This window comes from Thermoleptolyngbya sp. C42_A2020_037 (genome assembly GCF_015272455.1).
GTDB lineage: Bacteria > Cyanobacteriota > Cyanobacteriia > Elainellales > Elainellaceae > Thermoleptolyngbya.
Genome location: NZ_JACYLP010000012.1, coordinates 23,462 through 43,467 on the forward strand (window position 1 = coordinate 23,462; position 20,006 = coordinate 43,467).

Consider the following 20,006-nt stretch of genomic DNA (forward strand, 5'->3'; position numbering starts at 1 on the left):
TGCACCGCAAACAGCCGATTTACCTTACATCTTACGGCAGAAGCCAGGGACGGCTGAAGTGCGGAAAACGCTACTTTAGAGACGCAAGAGACGCAGACTGCTGCGAGTTTGGCGGCGTTTCTCGTGGGTGTTTTGCGGATTCCCATCAGTTTCGTCGTTGCCGATCGCACGCTTTTGAATTGCAGGATTTCGCGATGCCCGACTCAAGGTTTGGATGGGAGGAAGACTCAATGGCAGGAAAAAAACAAGATTCTGCTGAGTTGAGCAACCCGATACCGATTGAGTCAGCGGCAGTACAGAGGCCAGGGGCAGACGGGGAAAGGCTAGAACCTGTGCTGGATGCGCCGCCCTTGATAGATTTGCGGCAATATGACCCACGAGGTTTTGTGCGGGGGCGGCCCGGCTGGGTGGTGATGCTGTGGTGGGTGGTGCAGGCGATCGCCTTTCCGCTGACGCTGCATAGTCACCATGCGCCGCGCCGGGCCCTGCTGCGGTTATTTGGGGCAAAAATCGGGCGGGGTGTGGTGATTCGCCCCACGGCTCGATTCACCTATCCCTGGAAAGTCGAGATTGGCGACCATAGCTGGGTGGGGGATGACGTGGTGTTCTACAGCCTTGCCCCGATTCGGGTGGGGACGCACTGCGTTATTTCTCAAAAGACTTACCTGTGTACCGGCAGCCACGACGTGACCGATCCCGCCTTTGGGCTGATCACTGGGGCGATCGCCATCGGCAACGGAGCCTGGATTGCTGCTGACTGTTTTATCGCCCCGGGGGTCAAAATTGGGGCGAATACCGTCATCGGGGCCCGCAGCGCCGTGTTTCACTCCATGCCCGCGCAGACCGTATGCTGGGGGTCGCCCTGCCAAGTGAGGGGCGATCGCCAAATTTTGCCCAAGCCCGAATTACACTAAGCCAAGTGTCCGAAAATTCCCTGGTTTCCCACGTCCCAAAAAACACGCCCTCTATTCTCTATTCCCCTTGCGTCAAACCGTCACCTAAGGAGACACTTAAAGGCTGAACTTTAATGCAGTCGTTCCCTGATCTCCGCTCCGGTTCATTGCCTACCACTCATCCATACAGGGAGAACAGCCTTGGAAAACACACCCGCAATTCTTGCTCTGGGCCTGTTTTGCACGGTTATTTTTTTGGTCATGACGGAGTGGATACACTTCACCATCGCCGCTTTTCTGGGGGCGCTGCTGCTGGTGTTTACCAACGTCATGACGCTCAACGAAGCGATTGGCTACATTGGCGCAGGCTATTCCACGATCGCCCTATTTTTTGGTGTCATGGTGCTGGTGCGCTCGTTTGAGCCAACGAAAATTTTCGATTATCTAGCCACGCAAATGGTCATCCTTGCCAAAGGCAAGGGAAATCGGCTTTTGTTAGCGATTACAGGTATCACCTCCTTGGTCTGCGCCTTTTTGCCCAATGCCACGACGGTCATGCTGCTAGCTCCGCTGTTGCCCCCTTTGGCGGCCGACGTGGGCGTAGACTTTGTGCCGCTGCTGATCTTGATGGTGCTGGTGTCCAATAGTGCGGGTCTGCTGACGCTGGTGGGCGATCCGGCAACGTTTATTGTGGGCGATGCCATTAATATCAGCTTCGTCGAGTATCTCAGCCGATTGAGCCTGGGAGGGGCGATCGCCCTGCTCACTATTCTGGTCATGACCCCTGTCCTATTTCGCAAAATCTGGCGGACTGAGCTAACCAACCTCGACCAGTTGCCCCACCCAGAAATCAATCATCCCCGCGTCCTGTCCGTCGGCGCGATTATCGTTGCGCTGGTGCTGGTATTTTTCGTCATTGGCGAGTCGCTGCCCGTCCCTGTCTCCCCGGCGGGCGTGGCGCTGATGGGCGCAGCGCTGGCCCTCCTGCTGGCCCACCACAGCAAAATTGATACGCTCAACAACATCCTGCGCGATGTGGACTGGAGTACGCTGATTTTCTTTATGTCGATTTTTGTGCTGATTGGCGGCTTGCAAAAGACTGGCGTGATCGGCGGCATCTCTGGCATCCTGGCAGCAATTTTGGGACAAAACATTTTCCTGGGTTCCATCCTGCTGCTGTTTTTAGTGGGGCTATTGTCCAGCGTCGTGCCCAACATTCCGCTGGTGGTGGCAATGGTGCCCCTGCTGAAGCAATATCTGGTGAATGTGGGCATGGCAGGACAAGAAGTGCTGGAACCGAGCTATGCGGGTCAGTTTCCGCCAGAGGTGCTGCCGCTGTTTTACGCCATGATGTTTGGCGCAACGCTGGGTGGCAACGGCACGCTGGCCGGCGCGTCGGCCAATATCGTCGCCGCTGGCATTTCCGAGCAGCACGGCCGCCGCATCTCCTTCAAGCGGTTTTTTCACTACGGCTTTCCGGTGATGGTGGCGCAACTGATTACCAGCGCTCTGTTTGTCACCGTGCGCTTTTTGCTCTGAGGTTTCTGCGACTCGCTCAGCCCGACAGGTCAACGCCGTCATCATAAAGCGATTCGAGCTTCATCAAAATCTTGGGCTTCAGATCTTCCAGCGCCAGTTTGAGCTGATTTTTCGTGGCGTTGAACTGGTTAAGCCCAGGGGTCATTTGGCCCATTGTCAGCCATTGCTTAAGCCGTTCACATTGAGCCAGTGCAATAGTCGAGGTCATGACGTGGGCACAGCGCTGCGGCTCCTCTTGGGCAAAAAACAGCAGGCGATATTGCCCCGACTCGCTGAGCAGTCGCACCATCTGCTTTCCCTGTGGCGTTTTCAAGTCCAGATAGCAAGACAGCCAGCGTGCGCCCGCACTGCGCGTATATAGCACCGTTAGCCAGAGGAGCGACGGATGTGGTGACGGGGCAAAAAGAAACTGGTTGTAGCGAGTGCAGGCATGGCGAGAAAAGATTTCTTTTTCTGAGAGCATGACCCAGATGCTGGGCAGTATTCCCTGATCAGTCCGGACGGGATTGGGGAACGAGATGTCGCCGATGGGCTTGTTGGCGGGCCAGGAATAGGCTCGGCCGATTGTGTCAGATGGCGGTGGCAGTTTGGTCTTACTAACGGGCACTTTGTGGAGCGTGTCTCCGATGACCGCTGCCACGTTACGTCCTGGAATGTAGCGCTCCTCGAACGGCTTCAGTTGCTTGATGACTTCGTTGGCGCTTTGGGGGCGATCGCCCGGCGACTTGGCCAGACAGCTCATGATCAGCGTTTCCAGCGCCTTGGGCACGCGCAGGCTAGAATTAGCCTCGGTCAAAGAGCGCGGCGGCTGCTGATGATGGGCACGATACCAGCCGCCAAAACTGTGGGTATCCGCATTCAGCGGCATCTTGCCCGTCAGCATTTGAAACATCATCACGCCCAGGCTGTAGATGTCAGAGCGAGCATCTAGCTCGTGTCCCTCCATCTGCTCTGGTGAAGAGTAAGCCAGCGTGCCCATGAAACAGTTGGTCTGGTTGCTGTCAGCCTGGAGCGTCTTAGCAATCCCAAAGTCCAGGATTTTTGCCACCTCGCCCATACTCGCATCGCGAGTAATCAGAATATTGCTGGGTTTAATGTCGCGATGCACAATCGGGCAAATTTCGCCGTCAATGGGAATGCCCTCATGGGCACACTGCAAGCCCAGACAGATTTGGCGCGTCAGGTTCAAAAAGCGGGGCAGGGGCAGCGGCTGGCGCATAATGATTTCGCTCAGGCTATCCCCTTGGAGGTACTCCATCACGTAGTAGGGAATTTCGTCTTCGTCTACGCCGTAGTCGGTGACCTTGACGATGTGCATACTCCGCTGTCCCAGCAGGGCGCAGGTGGTGGCTTCTCGCATAAAGCGATCGCGCATCTTTTGGTTCAGCAGGGTTTGCGACAAAAACTTGACTGCCACAGGCACCCCGCCCAGCAAATTGTTTTCCGCTTTATAGACTTTTCCCATCGCCCCCTGACCGAGCAAGCCTACAAGCTGATAGCGATTCTGAAGTATGCGACCAATATTCGGGTCTGACGGCATCCGACTCAAGGCTCCGATGAATTCGACCTGGCAAGGAGTAAGGGAGTAATCAGGAGAGGGGCGATCGCCCTAACCATGCGTCCGGTTTTCAAAACTTCCGGTTTTCAAACCGCTGGCTGCTGAGGTCACCTGCAAGAGGGACTGGCTTCAGGACGCTACAGGAAACCGCAACTTGCTGACCCAAAAGGCTAGAGCGCCTGCCCAGCAGAGTAATGAACCCCGATCCAGATCCGCAAGACTTTTCCGCAAGACTTTGCAGAATACTCAGGACGACGCAGGGCGGAGGCTGCACCAGAGAACACTGCTGAATCCTGCAAGAGGAACAGCCGTGTAGCGACGACCTGAACGTATGATGAATAAAGGACGGGCGCTGTAGTCTGCGAAATTCACCAGATGTGGCGATAACTGTCATTCTAGCCAGTCGGTAGCGCTTCGGCGACCCTGCCATCAAAATTTTGAGCGGACGACCCGCAACAGCAGCTTGCCCATGACCGGCGCTCAAAATTGGGGAAACCTATCGCTAAAATTCCCACAAATCTTGATAGGGCAACAGTTAATCCAACTCATGCAACCAACTCATGCAACCAACTCATGCAACCGTTTAAGGGTTAGCGTAAAGCCTTGGTTTTTTGGAAAACATGCTAAGGCTTGAGCCAGCGGGTCAGCAATGAATGTACAGAGCGCTTGAGGCGATGGCGACGTTGCCACCTGCGAAAGGCATCTTCATAGCGATCGCCCGTCAGTCCATAGGTATTCCAGCCGTCCAGCGCCAAAAACATGCCCCAAAACAGCGCAATGTAGGGCACGCCCATAATACTCGCGCCGCCACTCGCCAGCAGCGCACAGCCCGCCAAAAATCCGTTGACAATCAAATAGCGCGTGACTCGCCGCTGAAACCGCCCCTTCCGCGCTTGGTCAAACGCCTGCCGCTCCTGCATCTCGCCGCTTTGGGCCCGCCACTCAATTTCGGCTTCGTGGAGTTCGCTGGGAGAAATCCCCAGTTCCTCTGCAATTTCCAGCAGTTGGGCACGAGTCAGATGCTCCACCGTGCCAGAAGACCGAGCCTGGCGGGCGATCGCCACCTGAAGGATATGCTGCACTTCGTCCTGGCTATAAAACTCCATCCTGCTGCCCTCGCCAAATCTCTCATCCGTCGCGCTCGCGTCAACCATGACCTGGGGCGAATCAAACGGCGAGCCTAGAGGAGATGCTGTACGCGGTTTCATGGAGCCATAACCTGGAAAGGAGTTGCATTCTCTGTTATACGCAAAATACGCGCAGAATTGCAGCGGGGCATCCGACAGCGACAGGTGTGGATTTCCGAGCCACTTAGGTTTAGATTTAAGTTCGGGTGTTCTACTAAACGATAAGTTTTTCTTTGTTAAGGTATTTCAAAAAGTTATTAAATTATTACTATGATTTTGATAGGAGACACTGAAGTTAAGCTAGGGCCGCAAGCCCGTATAATATGGCTAACCGACGCTAAGCGTAGCAAGCGCTACTGGTCTAGTTTCGCCTGCCGACCCTGCTCTTAGCGATGTGCCCTGAGCAAGTCGTGTCAACGCATTCAGTTTTGACACTTGGCCTGGAAGTCTTTGCTCAAGAGTTTGCACTTCGAGAAACGGCATGGGGAGTTCGGTTTTTATAGACTTACTGGAAGCAGGTTCGCTTCTAGGGAACTGACGTTTTAGGGAACCATTGTGTTGGTAGACGGACTCTAGCAAAGGGCTTTTAAGGCGTTTAGCGATATCTGAAAGATTCTGAGAAATATTTAACCATCGTCGTTTTATAAGGAGTGCCTATCAGATGGAAGGTGCTGAGGTCGGTCAAAGCAATGGGCGCGGTGTGGCAAGTGCCCCAAAGGAGGAATCTGTGAGTGACGTGGCAAATACTGTGAAACCCGAAGAAACAACCCCTGCTGAGAATACGAGCGATGTAACGGCGCTTTCGGTGCAGCCGCGAAAGAAGGCAGGTGAACTGTCGGGATATGTGGGCGATCGCCCCGTGGGCCCTGCTCAGATGGAAGTCTACGAAAATTTCTCGGTGGCCGGTCTGCGCCCCATTGCCGCAGGCAAGCTAGAGGTCTATGGCACGATTTTGAACAACCGCCCTATTGAAGCCAGCAGCCTGCAAGTTCTGGACGACGTGCTGCCGGGACAGCGGCCGGTATTTGCAACTGATCTACTGGTGCGCGACGATCTGACTTTGCCTGGTGGTCGCCCCATCGTCGCTAGCGATCCGCGCCTGCTCGAAGCCTCGCTGCTGCCCGGCGGTCGCCCCATCGCCTCCAACGATGTTGCCAACGAAACGGGCGACGTGCTGATGGGCTTCATCGACTAGCCCTAAGCCGCAAATAGCTCCAGGGGATAGAAACCTGGTTTTAGTGAATACTAGACAGCGTGTAGACAAGTGCTGCACGCTGTTTTGCTTTGCGAGGTTCCCTTCTCTTAGGCACAGCGACCACTGAAATTACTAGAAGACCTACAAACGGTGGACTAGCAATCCAAAACCGCAAATCCAAAATCCAAAATCAACACAACCGCGCCTAAGGGGCCCAATCTCCTAGGCTCAGTCCATAGTTGCGCTGCGCTTGCTCGATTGCCTGCTGAGTAGCCAAATCCATCACGCCATCCAGCGGCCCCTGATACAACCCCCGCTCCGATAGCTGCTTTTGCAACTCCAATACGCCTGCGCTGGGCGGCGGCAATACGGGATTGGGTGAGACTGGCGGGGCGGCGGCAATGGGAGGTGCGGTAGGGGCGATTGGCGGCACAGAGACGACCGGGCTGGCTGGGTCAACGACTCCGGGCGGTGGGGTCGTCACTAGTCCGGGCTGTTCGACAGGGGCGGACTGGACGAGCGGCGGCGCAGCGGTAATCGGCTGCGGAGAAACAGGCTGGGCAGAACCCTGAGGATTGACTGAAGGTGTGGCGGGGGGGCTGGGTTGGGCGATCGCCTGGGGGGCATTTGCCAGCGCCGCCAAGGTCGCCGGCCCCGCGATGCCGTCTACCGTTAACCCCTGGGCCTGCTGAAAAGCCAGCACCGCCGCTTCCGTCTGGGGGCCAAAGGTGCCGTCCACTGTGCCCTGATAGTAACCTGCTATAGCTAGCCGCTGTTGCAGGGCGGTCACCGCTGGCCCTGCATCTCCCACTTGCAGAAGAGAATCGGACGACGAAGCCGCCCCCGACGCAGGACTCCCTGCACGGGCCAACGCCGATGCCGTTGCTGGCCCCACAATGCCATCAGCAGTCAGACCTTGCGCCTCCTGAAATTTAATGACTGCCTCCTGCGTCAGCGGCCCAAAGGTTCCCGAAATTGGCCCGCTGTAGTAGCCCAATTGCGTCAGCCGGGTTTGCAGTTGGGCAACGGCATCGCTGCTGTCGTTGAGTTGGAGCGTGTCGTCGAGGGCGGACTGACTGAGCCGAATCGGCTGCCCCAGCGTGGGTGATCCGGCTGCGGGCGATCCGACGGATTGCGCTAGGGAGGGGGAAACCGTGGCAAACAGGCTGGCGATCGCCACCCCTAGCCAAAACGCCAGAGAGCGAGTCGAGCCGATTGGGCCGCAGGCTGCAACGCCGGACTGTAGAAAAAGACGTAAGGACATGGCGAATGGCTAAAAAGCGCGTTAGAGGATGAGGAGAATCGCCGTCATTCTATGTCAATTTCTGAGAGCCGAAGCAGGAATTTTTGGAAGAATAGCGATGGCTAGTCGTGCAGTTCAGTCAGAAAAATTTATAAAACCTATAGAATAGACCATAGAATATAGATTTTATTAATAAGTAAGTTTACTTATTGAAAGTTTACAAAACCCTCAGGAGCGGGGTGATAATAGAGACAGGTTGCTTAACGAATTTTCGCAATCGATCACTATTAATCGACTTTTGCATCTGGCTATTTCTGGCAGAACTTTTGTTTATCACCCGGAGGTTCTAGGTATATGGTGGCTCTGGTAGACCGCGCCCAAAAGCGACTCACCCTCCAAACTGCGCCCCTCGCAGCAGACACGACCGCGATTCGCTCCCTCGACTGGGATCGCGATCGCTTTGACATCGAGTTCGCCCTAGAAAACGGCACCACCTACAACTCCTTTCTGATTCGTGGCGACAAGGTAGCATTGATTGATACCTCCCACGAAAAGTTCCGCCAGCTTTATCTGGACTGCCTCACCGGGCTAATCGATCCCGCCGAGATCGACTATCTCATCATCAGCCATACGGAACCCGACCACAGCGGTTTGGTCAAGGACGTGCTGCAACTGAACCCGAAAATCACCGTCGTTGGCGCAAAGGTGGCGATCCAGTTCCTCGAAGACCTAGTGCATCAGCCCTTCGAGCGCAAGCTGGTAAAAAGCGGCGATCGCCTCGATTTGGGTCAGGGTCACGAACTGGAATTCGTGTCTGCGCCTAACCTGCACTGGCCCGACACCATCTTCACCTATGACCACAAGACGCAGATCCTCTACACCTGCGATGCCTTTGGGATGCACTTCTGCGACGAGCGCACCTACGACGAAGACCTTGCGCCGCTGGAGGCCGACTATAAGCTGTATTACGACTGCCTGATGGGGCCCAATGCCCGCTCGGTGCTGGCCGCGCTGAAGCGGATTGGCGAACTGCCGGAAATTCAGACCATTGCCACGGGGCATGGGCCGCTGCTGCGCCACCACGTTCCCGAAATGATGGATCTCTACCGCGACTGGAGCCAGGCTCAGGCCAAAGCGGCCACCACAGTCGCCGTGTTTTACACCGCTGACTATGCCCACAGCGAACGACTGGCCCAGGCGATCGCCCACGGCGTTAGCAAGACCGACGTGGCTGTGGAACTGGTGGATTTGAAGGTGGCAGAACCCCACGAAATCAGCGTGCTGGTGAGCATTGCTGCGGGACTGGTGATTGGGATGCCGCCACAGTCTGGCCCTGATGCAGTTTCTACCAAAGCCGCCCTCAGCACCATCCTGGCCGCGGCCCACGCCAAGCAAGCCGTCGGTCTGTTTGAAAGCGGCGGCAGTGATGACGAATCGGTCTACCCACTGCGAAATCGTTTCCAGGAAATTGGCCTGACAGAAGCCTTTGCGCCGATTTTGATCAAGGAAGCGCCGACCGATGCGACGCTGCAACTCTGCGACGAAGCTGGAACCGACCTGGGGCAATGGCTAACGCGCGATCGCTCGATCAAGCAAATGAAGTCCCTCGACAATGACCTGGACAAGGCCCTCGGTCGCCTCAGCGGCGGACTCTACATTATCACTGCCCAAAAGAACGATGCCGCCAGCGCGATGCTGGCTTCGTGGGTGGCCCAGGCCAGCCTGGAACCGTTGGGTATTTCTATTGCGGTGGCCAAAGACCGGGCGATTGGCTCCTTTATGCATGTGGGCGATCGCTTCGTGCTGAACGTGCTGGAAGAAGGCAACTATCAGCCGCTCATGAAGCACTTCCTAAAGCGCTTCCCGCCAGGTGCCGATCGCTTTGCAGGCATCAAAACCTACCCCGCTGCCAACGGCTCGCCCATCCTGGCCGATGCCCTCGCTTACCTGGAGTGCGAAGTCGTCAGCCGGATGGAGTGCAGCGACCACTGGATCGTCTATAGCCGCGTAGACACGGGCCGCGTCTCCAAGCCCGACTCGCTGACGGCGGTTCACCACCGCAAAGTGGGTAATCATTATTAGAGACAACATTATTAGAGACAACATTAGAGACAACCCCTCTCACCCGAATCGTGAATGAACCTCACTCTCCACCTGGGAACGGCGATCGCACTGACCGACGAGCAGTTCGAGCAGTTGGCGCGGGCAAATCGAGATGTGCGAATCGAGCGGTCTGCAACAGGAGAACTGATTCTGATGCCACCCACAGGCGGAGAAACCGGAAACCGAAATCTGGAAATCATTACAGACTTGGGCATTTGGAACCGTGCGGCCAAGCTAGGCGTTGCCTTCGACTCGTCTACTGGCTTTCGGTTGCCCAATGGTGCAATTCGATCGCCCGATGCAGCCTGGATTCGACAAGAGCGCTGGGATGCCCTAACGCCTGAGGATCGCAAGCGGTTTCCGCCGCTCTGTCCAGATTTTGTCATTGAGCTTTGTTCCGAGTCGGACGACTGGCCCGTGCTGCAAGCCAAGATGCGGGAATATGTCGAAAATGGCTTGGTGTTGGGCTGGCTAATCGACCCCAGGACGCGACAGGTCGAGGTGTATCGGCGCGATCGCCCGCCAGAACGCCTGGAAAACCCTGCATCGCTATCGGAGGAAGGCCTTCTTCCCGGTTTTGTGCTGGATTTATCGGAAATCTGGCTGTCCGAGTAACTGAAATTTTGAATTCTACTTATAACTTAATTGAATGCAAAAACTCTTTACCTATAAATCAGGCTGAACTAAGGTGGAAAAAAACACCCAAGGCTGGAGGATTTCCATGCAAACGCCGCTTAAGTCTGATTCGGGCGATCGCCTCTCCTGGCTCACCCGCGATCATCTAGTTCACGCCCTCGAAACCATTCAAGACTGGATTGTCATTTCGCTCTGCGTAGGGCTGTTTAGCTTCATGGTGCTGCAAATTCGCCAGATGTTTCTGTCGCTGCTGCCACCGCTCAATTTTCAAGAAGTCACCGCCGATATTCTGTTTCTGCTGATTTTGGTGGAACTATTTCGGCTGTTGATTATTTACCTGCAAGAACAGCGCGTGTCGATTGGCGTGGCAGTTGAGGTTTCGATCGTGTCGGTGCTGCGCGAAGTGATTGTGCGCGGCGTGTTGGAAACGTCTTCTACGCAGATTCTCTCGGCCTGCGCCTTTTTGGTGGTGATGGCGCTGCTGCTGGTGGTGCGGGTGTGGCTGCCACCCACCTTTGAGGGCATCGACCCAGAAAAGTTCGTGTCTAGCCGTCGCCGCGCTGCCTGGGGCGAGTTTCCCTCTCGGACTAGCGATCGGGCCACCCAGATGAGAGATACTAGCCCCTAGGCTCTTTCCTCGCGAGGCGCTGATCACGTTTCTGAAGTTAGTTAGGTACGCGGGCAGTTATAGGCTATTTGCTCTTTTGAGGCAGCGCGTACCTTTCTCCACAGAGGAATGCTGTAGCCCCAGCGCGATCCTCTTCTTTTAACCCTTTTTCACTTGTCCCCAACCCTTGCCACACTAAGGATTTCCTATGGCTGAGCTAAGACCCAAAGACGTGCAAGTGGCGGAAGTCGGTGCAAATACTCTAGTGCTGCGATCGCGCACCTTTGACCGACTCAAGTTTGAGGTGGAATACGCCCGCCAAAAGGGAACCACTGCCAACGCCTACCTGATCCAGGCAGACCAGACTGCCCTCATCGATCCGCCTGGAGCCTCCTTCAGCGGGCTGTTTATCGAGGAGCTGGCGCACCATGTCTACCTCCAGCGGATCAACTATGTCATTCTCAGCCACGTCAACCCTAATCGGCTATCTACGCTGAAGGACTTGCTCAACCCCGAAGTAGCAGCACAGATTACCTTTGTCTGCACCCGTGCCGCAGAGGTGGTGCTGCGGGAGTCGTTTCCAGAGCAGGCGCTGCGGATTTTGGTGGCGAATGCAGAGGACACCATCGACCTGGGACAGGGACACTGCCTGCACTTTATCCCCACGCCCACGCCGCGCCACCCCGATGCGCTCTGCACCTACGACCCTGCGACCCGAATCCTGTATAGCGACAAGCTGTTTGGGGCGCATGTGTGTGATGACGCGCTGTATGACGAACACTGGCGATCGCTCACCGATGACCGCCGCTACTATTTCGACTGCATCCATGCCGCCCAGTCTAAGCAGGTGGAGTCCGCCCTCGATCGCCTGGCCGAAGTCACTCAGTCGGCGCTGATTCTGGCTCCGGGGCACGGGCCGTTGGTGCGCTACAGCGCCAGCCGTCTGGTGTTTGACTATCGCTATTGGTGCGAGCAGCAAGATCAGCAGGACTTCAGCGTGGCACTGCTGTATGCCTCCGCCTATGGCAACACGGCCACGATGGCGGCGGCGATCGCCCGTGGGCTGACCCAGGCCGGCGTAACGGTGGCCTCGATCAACTGCGAGTTTGCCGACCCGGATGAGATTACAGCAGCGATCGCCAAAACCGATGGCTTTATCATCGGTTCCCCCACCTTGGCAGGCCATCCCCCCAGCCAGATTCAGACCGCTCTGGGCATCGTCCTGTCTACTGCACCCAAAACTCGGCTAGCGGGCGTATTTGGCTCCTTTGGCTGGAGCGGCGAAGCAGTGGACTTGCTAGAGAGCAAGCTGCAAGATGCGGGCTATACGCTGGGCTTTGAGACGCTGCGGGTAAAGTTTTCGCCGACCGAAGAAGTCTTGCAGCAGTGCGAAGCCGCCGGAGCCGAATTTGCCCAAATCCTGAAGAAAACCCGTAAAAGTCGCACCCTGCGCCAGCCCGCCGCCGATGCTAGGAGCGATCGCACGGAACAGGCGGTTGGTCGGGTCACAGGTTCCCTCTGCGTCATGACGGCAAAACAAGGCACCGCCGACATCGGCATCCTTACCTCTTGGGTGTCGCAGGCGACCTTCAATCCGCCGGGGCTGACCATCGCCCTTGCCAAAGACCAGGCCGAAGCGCTGCTGCCCGAAACCGGCGACGGCTTCGTGCTGAATATTCTCAAAGAGGGTCGCAACCTGCGCCGCCATTTCCAAAAGCCGATGCAGCCCGGAGAAGATCGTTTTGCAGCCGTGGCTCATCACCCCGCCAGCAACGGCTGCTTGGTGCTGGACGAAGCGATCGCCTATCTAGAATGCCAGGTGCAAAACCGGATGGAGTGCGGCGATCACTGGCTGATCTACGCCAGCGTAGACAACGGAAAAGTGCTGGAAACCGTGGGCGTGACGGCGGTTCAGCACCGCAAATCGGGAACGTATTATTAATTCCCGCTCATCCTTCAACGCCCGCTGCCCGTCAAACACCCCCCAAAACGCACTCCCGACATGATTTTCCGCAAGCGCTGCGCGTATCCATTCCGCAGCGGGTATCGCCCCGAAACAGGTGAGAGAACAACCAATAGCGATCGCTCTTTAGCAGCAAGGGCGATCGCTTTGCATTTGAAATCTTTAGTCTAAAGAAGTGCCCGAAGCATTTTCTTGGCACTGGAGAGACGCTGCGCTGCTAGCACGGCCTTCTCCGCATCATCGCCTGAGAAAAGCGAAGTACCAAACTCTTCGATGTATCTTTCCATGTCCTCTACAGTACAAGAGACATGGCTACCGCCCATCCATTTATGAAAATGAGCATGAATATCAGAACGAATTGCGATTAAGTTGGTCTCGATGTCTGCAAGTTGAGGATAGGCACATTTATCAAAGAGGTGATGGACTTCCAAGTCAAATTTATCAACACTCTTACGACGACCCGTTAGCTGGCACTTTCCATTTGCTTGTTTGCGAACCCTCTCCATTGCGGCCTCAATCCGCTTCTTTCTTTCCATTTCATGTTTTTCCAGAGTGCCCAAAGCTTTAGGTGCATACTCTGAAACGACTTTCATCCATTCTCTACGATGCTTCTGAGTCAGGCTGCTGCCCAAATGCTTGCTGATTAGAGCAATCCCAGTACCGCTAAAGTGTCTACCTTTAGTCTCCTCATCAAAAAAATCTTCTCTAGGCTTGAGAGATTCCCGCTCAGTATTACCATCTTTTGGTCTCTGTACTTCTTGAAATGCTCGATTAAGAACATCTTGCCGCTTGCCCAAGCCCAGTACATCGCGGCAGGCTCGTGGAGACAAAAAAGCTCTCCCGTTTACAAAGACAAGTTGCCCTTCTAAAGTGCTAACCTCCTGAATTCTCTTCGAGATCATTAGTCCTTTTAAGCGTTGATCGCGCCTAAAAATCCATCTCTCAAATCGTTTAAAGAACGGTCTCTCTTCTTTATTCTCCTCAAGATAGTTACAAATTTCTACGGCCCCTTCTGGGCTGAAAACCCTTGCTCCATGTGTTGCCCAAGTAAAATGCTCACCCTCTTTTAGATCCCAGTCATCATCAGGATCAGAATCAAAAAACTCGCAGATATCTGCTAGTTTATCGAGGCTGATGTCTAGCGCTTCTGCCAATTCTTTGTCAGTGATATTGAACTTTCTCATCTTGCAATCCAATCCTGTGAAAAGTCAGACGAACAATAAACCTGGCACAACAAGCTAGAGAGCAACTCTAGAAGTATTATTGGCTCTCTATCAAATATTTGTTCTTGACTCTAGAAAGCAGCCAATAAGCTGTCGCGCATGATTTTCAACTGTTCAAAAACTTCAGCTTGTCCACCATGATCTGGATGATGTTGTTTCGCAAGCTTATTGAATGCTGCTTTGATGTCTTCGGCAGTCGCGGTCTGAGGGTTCAAATCAAATACTTTCCAGGGCAAGAAGTTTCGCAATACGTCTACCCCATTGATTGATGTCGAGCTAATTGCATCACGTTCGCTATCGGGAAGACCTACAAATTTCCGATAAACCTTTAACCAGGCTTCTTTAGAATTCATTTTCAAGCCTTGGTCTTGTACAAAGAGTTGGAAGCTCCCATTCTTCTTGAGTTCATTGTAGGAAGCGCAGTTAAATGCAGCGATTACAGCTTCCTTCAGTTCTTGCATACCCGGTTCCACGGGCTTAAACTCGCCACCGTTAACAAACTCGGCCAAATTCAATAGAACCTGCTCGTCATAGTTAAACTCTTGAGCGATCGCCCGAATCTTTGCTCGTACCTGATTTCCGTTGGGGCGTTTCTTCGATTTAGACGCATTAGACGTAGCTGACTTAGACTGCTTAGCCATATTTCTCCCAGAACCAAGTTCATATGTACTCGCTTCTCAAGTATGGTTAAAGTCGCAGAAACTATCTTTTACTTGAGGGGGCGATCGCCGTTATGAAGCGCTATATCTTTATATTTCCCTATCAAACATGAAGCCTAACAGGAGAAATTTGTGTTTTTTCTGTGATTTTGGTGATTAAATTGGCAAGTTTTGGCAAGTTTTTCCAAAACCTCGGTGGATAGTACTCAATTACCCGCGTACAAATACCGAAAGCGGGCTGTTTCAGGGTTGCCTGTAAAACCACACCCTTCAGCCCGCGATCGCCCGCAATTCAATTGTTCTAAAACCCTTGAACCCTTACCAAAATCCTAATAATCCCGTCCCTTCACCTGCGCCAGCGCGTCGGTCGTCAGCACGCCGTTTTCGGAATAGTAGCCCGATGCTTTTTTGGCTTCGATTTCTACCTGCGCGTCGGCGGGAATCAGGTCTGGCGGGATTGGGATTCGCTGCACAACTTCGATGCCCGCGTGAGTAATCGCGTTGTATTTCATATTGCTCATCGACACCAGTCGATCGATCTTGCTCACGCCCAGCCAGTGCAGCACGTCGGGCATGAGTTCCTGGAAACGCATATCCTGCACACCCGCGACGCACTCGGTTCGCAGGAAATAGGCATCCGCGCGATCGCCCCCTTCCTGGCGTTTGCGGGCATTATAGACCAGAAACTTGGTCACTTCGCCCAGGGCTCGACCTTCCTTTCGGCAATAGACGATAACACCTGCACCGCCTTCCTGAGCAGTTTGGATGCAGACTTCAATGCCATGCACCAGATAGGGGCGACAGGTGCAAATATCAGAGCCAAATACATCGGAGCCGTTGCATTCGTCATGCACCCGCACGGCCAGCGGCTTGGTTGGGTCGCCAATGGTTGTTTCGTCGCCGACAATGTAGACCGTGGTGCCACCGATGGGTGGCAAAAACACCTGCAAATCGGGGCGCGTCACCAGTTCAGGAAACATGCCGCCCGTCTGCTGGAACAAAATACGGCGTAGTTCCCATTCTTCGACCTCCAGCCGTTTGGCAATTCCCGGCAGATACCACACCGGGTCGATGGCGGCCTTGGTTACCACCAAATTGCCGTCTTCTTTGAGAATCTTGCCGTCTACCCGCAGACGGCCGCTGGCGATTTCGTCGCGCAGTTCGGGAATGAAGATGTGCGCCTTGGTGATGGCGATGGTGGGGCGAATGTCGTAGTCGCTGGGGAAATGGGGCGCAAAAATCTCGCTGGCGATCGCCCCCCACGGATCAAGCGAGACAATCTTTTCGGGATCTTTCCAACTGGCGTAGGGGCCAATTGCCGAAACCGGAGAAGTATTCGTCAAATCCGCCCGATGCTCTGGATCAAGCACCCCGCTGGCCACCGCCAGCGCCCGATAGACGCTGTAGGAACCGCCGTGCGTGCCGATTACATTGCGCTGAGCCGTGCTGCGAACCGAGCCAATGATGGGGCCGCGCTCGACCGGATCGGCCGCGCCCCAGTGAATTGGCGTAGTCTTGGCTCCCAGGCGATTGCGATGCGACGTGAGAATAATGTGTTTGGGCTTGGCTTTGGATTGTGCGTCTGTCATAGCGAAAAGACACCCTGAGAATGATTCACAAACTTTAGCAAGTTCTTTAGTCCGTTTTAAGATTGGCAACGTTGAGGCTAGCTAATGGGACGGCCTAAGACTGGCTGATACAGCGTTCTTGAAGCGAGTGAGGTATGCAGAAAGCTACGAAACCTTGGTCTTTACAGGACAGCGCGTATCTCACCCTGCAAGAAAATGCTGTAAGACTCGCTGAATTGTGTAAAGCGAGATTGTAGCATCTGATTTCTCAGCCGTTAAAGCCCTGAAGAAAGAACCTGGCTGGAGAATCGCAAGTTTCAGGCAAGAACGGAGCAAGAAGGGCGATCGCCTATCGATGAGATGCACTAAAATCGGGCCATGAGAAATTCAGGCTGCACTGCAAAAACTCGCGTCTGGTCAAAGGTCTGGTAAAAATCGTGTCCGAGCAACCCCCATCTCAATCCTCATCGATTGTCTTTCCGGCTGAAGTTAACGTCATCAAGCACCCGCTGGTGCAACACAAACTCACCCTGATGCGCCGGTCAGACACCCACACGCAAGACTTTCGACGGCTGCTCAAGGAAATTTCCATGCTGCTGGCTTATGAAGTCACCCGTGATCTGCCGGTGAAGTACGAAAAAATCCGCACGCCCCTGGCCGAGATGGAAGCACCCGTGCTGGCCGCCGACAAAAACATGGTAATTGTCTCGATCATGCGGGCGGGTCAGGGCTTGCTGGATGGCATGTTAGAGCTAATTCCCACTGCAAAAGTTGGGCATATCGGGCTATATCGAGAGCCGACCACGCTGACGGTGGTGGAATATTACCTGAAACTGCCCAACGACACCGAACACCGCGACATGCTCGTTGTAGACCCGATGCTGGCTACGGGCAACTCGGCCGTCGCCGCCGTCGATCGCCTCAAGGAAGCCAATCCGCTATCGATCAAGTTTGTCTGCCTGCTGGCGGCTCCAGAAGGCATCCAGTGTTTTCATGAGCAGCATCCCGACGTGCCCATTTACACGGCTGCGGTGGATGAGCGACTGGATGAGCATGGCTACATTGTTCCTGGTGTGGGCGATGCGGGCGATCGCCTCTATGGAACGAAGTAAGGGTCAGGGGTCAAGAACCACGGTCAGGCTTGAAGGGGCATTCTAGCAAGGCTGACGTGCCTTCTTGCTGAGCCAACTTACACAGGATGTACATTTGCCGATCCCCCTCGCCCTAAATCCCTCTCCCGCTCTGGGAGAGGGACTTCAAGCCTCTTTTGCTCCCCTTCTCCCAGGTCGGGAGAAGGGGCTGGGGGATGAGGGCAGATTGAAAGTTGCACATCGCGTAACTTACCGTTCTAGATATCAATCCGCGCCAACAGTGCGACCAATGAAATCGCTGAAAGCCTTACAGACGCTTGGGCTAGCAATCTAAAATCGCCAATCTAAAATCCAAAATCTAAACTCGATTCCTGTACCTGGAACACATTTGATGTGATGCCAACTTCTGATTCGCAAACTGCTGGTGTACCGGGCGATTCTTTGGCACAAACCAAAGGCGATCGCCCCGCCCAAGTGATCTGGGTTTCGCCTCTGATCTGGCTCGTGTGGCTGATCTACGTTGGCTATGTGCTGCTGAGCGATCTGCCGCCGGGGCCGTCGTTGCCGCACACGTCGCCGGCCACCCTACAAGAGGCGATCGCCCTGAGCTTGAACTTTGGGCTGGTGCTGCCTGCCTTGTTTCCCTCGGCAGCGCCGGTGCTGCATCCAGGGCTAGAGGCGCTATTCAACCTGACCGTGGGCTGGGGGCTGCTGTTCTGGGGCTTTGCGACGGATGGACGCGGGCAGCGGCTGCCGATGTTGCCCTTTCTGCTGGGCACGGCGTTTTTGACGAACGTATTTTATCTGCCCTGGCTGGCGCTGCGGCGACCCAACCCAGAGCCGCCGATCCTGCCGCTGAACCGTCTGGAGCGAATCACCGAAAGCCGAGCCTGGCCGCTGGTGCTGGGGGCGATCGCCCTGGCATCCGTCATTTGGGCAATAGCAGCCCGCCCTGACTTTGGCGACGGGCCGACGCGCTGGGCCAGCCTGGTAGAAATATTGCAGGGCGATCGCCTCGCCTATTCTTTCCTGATCGACCTGCTCGTATTTTGGGTATTTCAAGGATGGCTGGTGTCCGATGACATGGCTCGTCGCCAGTGGGTCAACCCAGCAATTGGCTGGATCGCCCGTCTGGTGCCGTTTGTAGGGCTGGTGGTGTATATGGTGCGTCGCCCGTCTTTTGAGCAGGCCGCTTAATCTGATAGGGTTGTCAAAAGTCTGGCAAAAAAAGCTGGTGAAAGAGTCTGGCAAAAAAATCTGGCAAAAAAATCTGACAAAGCGAAAATCCTTTGCGCCAGCGTCATCAAAGCGTCATCAAAGCATTACATTAAGCGGCGTTTGCATTATGCAAACATTACATAGGTTCACGGTGCAACAGGCAATTCTACGGTCGTTCCCCGGTGATTCCGTTCCTAGATTGGGAATGATGAGAGTGTGATGCTTTCTGGATGTGGTCTTTTCGCTTGAGGTGAGTCGGTGTGAACAACCCTGTTGCCAATCCGCCTGTTGCACAGCCGCTTGTACATCCTGTCGTGCATCTCCAAGCCCCGTCGATGCTGGTCAGCAGCTCCCTCATGGAAGAGACCCAACGCCAAGCCTCCAGTAGTCAATACACCGATGACTTGATCGGGGCTGCTATTTTTGATCTGAGCGGACTGCCAAAGGAATACTTCACCACGGCCGAAAGCAGTGATGTCAGTTGGGTGCAAACCATCTTTCAGGCGCTGGGGTTGCAATCGTTGCTGATGTCTTCGCTAAAGCTAGACGGGTTTCGTCATGCGGTGATTCATGGTGCAGACTATCGGGCAGTGGTGGTGCGGCAAAAGAATCGCTACACCGCCCTGCTGACTCGACAAACTTCTGAAGCCCTGCCGGAGTCATTTATCCAGTGGGCGCAAGAGTTTGAACCCACAATCTTGCGATCGCACCCCCGGTTCAGCGCCATGTAGTGCCCCCTGTTTTTCCCCAACATGGTTGATACAACCGCCCGCTTTTTCATTGCCCTGGTTCCCCCCCCTGCCATTCAAGACTATGCCAATGGCGTAATTCAGGAATTGGGCGATCGCTTTCAGACCCACACAGCCAAAGCACCGCCCCACGTCACGCTCCAGCCGCCGTTTGAGTGGTCGCCGGCCCGCGCCGATCGCCTCACCGAAGAACTGGCCGCCTTTGCTCAGCAGCAGAGCAGCGTTCCTGTGCATCTGTTAGGGTTTGGCCAGTTTTCGCCTCGCGTGTTGTATATCCACGTCGAAAGGACTCCGGCCCTGCTGGCGCTTCAGGCGGCCCTAGCGGAGCATTTAGAGCAAACGCTGGGCATTGTCGATCCCAAGGCAAAGCGGCGGCGGTTTACGCCCCACGTCACGGTCGCTTCGCGCAACATCACCCCCCACACGTTTCAGCAAGCCTGGGCCTTGTTGAAAGAACGCCCACTGGATTTGAAATTTCTGGGCGATCGCCTGACGCTCTTGAAACACAACGGACATCAATGGCAGATTTACCAGGAGTTTGCGCTGCTGCCCCCTGCCTGTCCGTCCACAGAACCGGGCGGGGTCATCGGCGTGGGCGATCGCCCAATCGGGTGATTTCTCAAAAAACTCGCCC

Annotated in this window: 17 protein-coding genes; 11 read left to right on the forward strand and 6 right to left on the reverse strand. The window is 54.9% G+C overall.

From position 1 onward, the window contains the following. Nucleotides 1-230: 230 nt before the first annotated feature. Together hpsU and IGS16_RS03445 are read left to right on the forward strand one after the other, a co-directional pair. A complete protein-coding gene (gene hpsU / locus IGS16_RS03440; RefSeq protein ID WP_297083343.1) occupies nucleotides 231-914 on the forward strand; it encodes a hormogonium polysaccharide biosynthesis acetyltransferase HpsU in 684 nt (227 codons plus the stop codon). A gap of 180 nt (nucleotides 915-1,094) precedes the next feature. Further along, nucleotides 1,095-2,432, forward strand: coding sequence for an SLC13 family permease (locus IGS16_RS03445; protein WP_297083345.1), 1,338 nt, complete (start codon nucleotides 1,095-1,097; stop codon nucleotides 2,430-2,432). 16 nt (nucleotides 2,433-2,448) lie between these two features. On the opposite strand, the gene IGS16_RS03450 is transcribed toward IGS16_RS03445, so the two are convergent. Both IGS16_RS03450 and IGS16_RS03455 read right to left on the reverse strand, forming a co-directional pair. Continuing rightward, nucleotides 2,449-3,972, reverse strand: coding sequence for a serine/threonine-protein kinase (locus IGS16_RS03450; protein ID WP_297083346.1), 1,524 nt, complete (start codon nucleotides 3,970-3,972; stop codon nucleotides 2,449-2,451). Between the two features lie 641 nt (nucleotides 3,973-4,613). Further along, the gene (locus IGS16_RS03455; RefSeq protein ID WP_297083348.1) at nucleotides 4,614-5,144 is read right to left on the reverse strand and encodes a 2TM domain-containing protein; all 531 of its coding nucleotides are present in this window, start codon (nucleotides 5,142-5,144) and stop codon (nucleotides 4,614-4,616) included. A gap of 634 nt (nucleotides 5,145-5,778) precedes the next feature. Here IGS16_RS03455 and IGS16_RS03460 point away from each other — a divergent pair. Then, the gene (locus IGS16_RS03460; protein WP_297083350.1) at nucleotides 5,779-6,312 is read left to right on the forward strand and encodes a hypothetical protein; all 534 of its coding nucleotides are present in this window, start codon (nucleotides 5,779-5,781) and stop codon (nucleotides 6,310-6,312) included. A 205-nt stretch (nucleotides 6,313-6,517) separates the two neighbouring features. Here IGS16_RS03460 and IGS16_RS03465 read toward each other — a convergent pair whose 3' ends face one another. After that, on the reverse strand, nucleotides 6,518-7,576 hold the full coding sequence (locus IGS16_RS03465) for a peptidoglycan-binding protein (RefSeq protein WP_297083352.1): 1,059 nt from the start codon (nucleotides 7,574-7,576) through the stop codon (nucleotides 6,518-6,520). A 333-nt stretch (nucleotides 7,577-7,909) separates the two neighbouring features. Between IGS16_RS03465 and IGS16_RS03470 the strand changes: the two genes are divergently transcribed. The 4 genes from IGS16_RS03470 to IGS16_RS03485 all read left to right on the forward strand — a co-directional run bounded on the left by IGS16_RS03470 (nucleotide 7,910) and on the right by IGS16_RS03485 (nucleotide 12,843). After that, entirely contained in the window at nucleotides 7,910-9,637 is a 1,728-nt protein-coding gene (locus IGS16_RS03470) for a diflavin flavoprotein (RefSeq protein ID WP_297083354.1), read from the forward strand. A gap of 54 nt (nucleotides 9,638-9,691) precedes the next feature. Continuing rightward, nucleotides 9,692-10,273: a Uma2 family endonuclease gene (locus IGS16_RS03475; RefSeq protein ID WP_297083356.1), complete on the forward strand. Its 582-nt coding sequence runs from the start codon at nucleotides 9,692-9,694 to the stop codon at nucleotides 10,271-10,273. A 106-nt stretch (nucleotides 10,274-10,379) separates the two neighbouring features. Then, a complete protein-coding gene (locus IGS16_RS03480; RefSeq protein WP_297083358.1) occupies nucleotides 10,380-10,922 on the forward strand; it encodes a phosphate-starvation-inducible PsiE family protein in 543 nt (180 codons plus the stop codon). A 187-nt stretch (nucleotides 10,923-11,109) separates the two neighbouring features. Continuing rightward, nucleotides 11,110-12,843 carry a diflavin flavoprotein gene (locus IGS16_RS03485; RefSeq protein WP_297083359.1) on the forward strand — a complete coding sequence of 578 codons (1,734 nt, stop codon included), beginning with the start codon at nucleotides 11,110-11,112 and terminating at the stop codon, nucleotides 12,841-12,843. Between the two features lie 188 nt (nucleotides 12,844-13,031). Here IGS16_RS03485 and IGS16_RS03490 read toward each other — a convergent pair whose 3' ends face one another. The 3 genes from IGS16_RS03490 to IGS16_RS03500 all read right to left on the reverse strand — a co-directional run bounded on the left by IGS16_RS03490 (nucleotide 13,032) and on the right by IGS16_RS03500 (nucleotide 16,335). Further along, nucleotides 13,032-14,048 (reverse strand): hypothetical protein, encoded by a 1,017-nt coding sequence (locus IGS16_RS03490; RefSeq protein ID WP_297083361.1) that lies wholly within the window; start codon nucleotides 14,046-14,048, stop codon nucleotides 13,032-13,034. Nucleotides 14,049-14,158: 110 nt separating this feature from the next. Then, nucleotides 14,159-14,728: a hypothetical protein gene (locus IGS16_RS03495; RefSeq protein WP_297083363.1), complete on the reverse strand. Its 570-nt coding sequence runs from the start codon at nucleotides 14,726-14,728 to the stop codon at nucleotides 14,159-14,161. A gap of 347 nt (nucleotides 14,729-15,075) precedes the next feature. Then, nucleotides 15,076-16,335: a GTP cyclohydrolase II gene (locus IGS16_RS03500; protein WP_297083364.1), complete on the reverse strand. Its 1,260-nt coding sequence runs from the start codon at nucleotides 16,333-16,335 to the stop codon at nucleotides 15,076-15,078. A gap of 416 nt (nucleotides 16,336-16,751) precedes the next feature. On the opposite strand from IGS16_RS03500, the gene upp reads away from it, so the two are divergent. The 4 genes from upp (at nucleotide 16,752) to IGS16_RS03520 (ending at nucleotide 19,987) form a co-directional block, all read left to right on the forward strand. Further along, nucleotides 16,752-17,426 carry a uracil phosphoribosyltransferase gene (gene upp, locus IGS16_RS03505; protein WP_297083366.1) on the forward strand — a complete coding sequence of 225 codons (675 nt, stop codon included), beginning with the start codon at nucleotides 16,752-16,754 and terminating at the stop codon, nucleotides 17,424-17,426. Between the two features lie 375 nt (nucleotides 17,427-17,801). Next, nucleotides 17,802-18,602, forward strand: coding sequence for a hypothetical protein (locus tag IGS16_RS03510; RefSeq protein ID WP_297083367.1), 801 nt, complete (start codon nucleotides 17,802-17,804; stop codon nucleotides 18,600-18,602). A gap of 281 nt (nucleotides 18,603-18,883) precedes the next feature. Next, nucleotides 18,884-19,354 carry a hypothetical protein gene (locus IGS16_RS03515; protein WP_297083369.1) on the forward strand — a complete coding sequence of 157 codons (471 nt, stop codon included), beginning with the start codon at nucleotides 18,884-18,886 and terminating at the stop codon, nucleotides 19,352-19,354. Between the two features lie 21 nt (nucleotides 19,355-19,375). Then, nucleotides 19,376-19,987 (forward strand): 2'-5' RNA ligase family protein, encoded by a 612-nt coding sequence (locus IGS16_RS03520; RefSeq protein ID WP_297083370.1) that lies wholly within the window; start codon nucleotides 19,376-19,378, stop codon nucleotides 19,985-19,987. The last annotated feature ends 19 nt before the right edge of the window (nucleotides 19,988-20,006 follow it).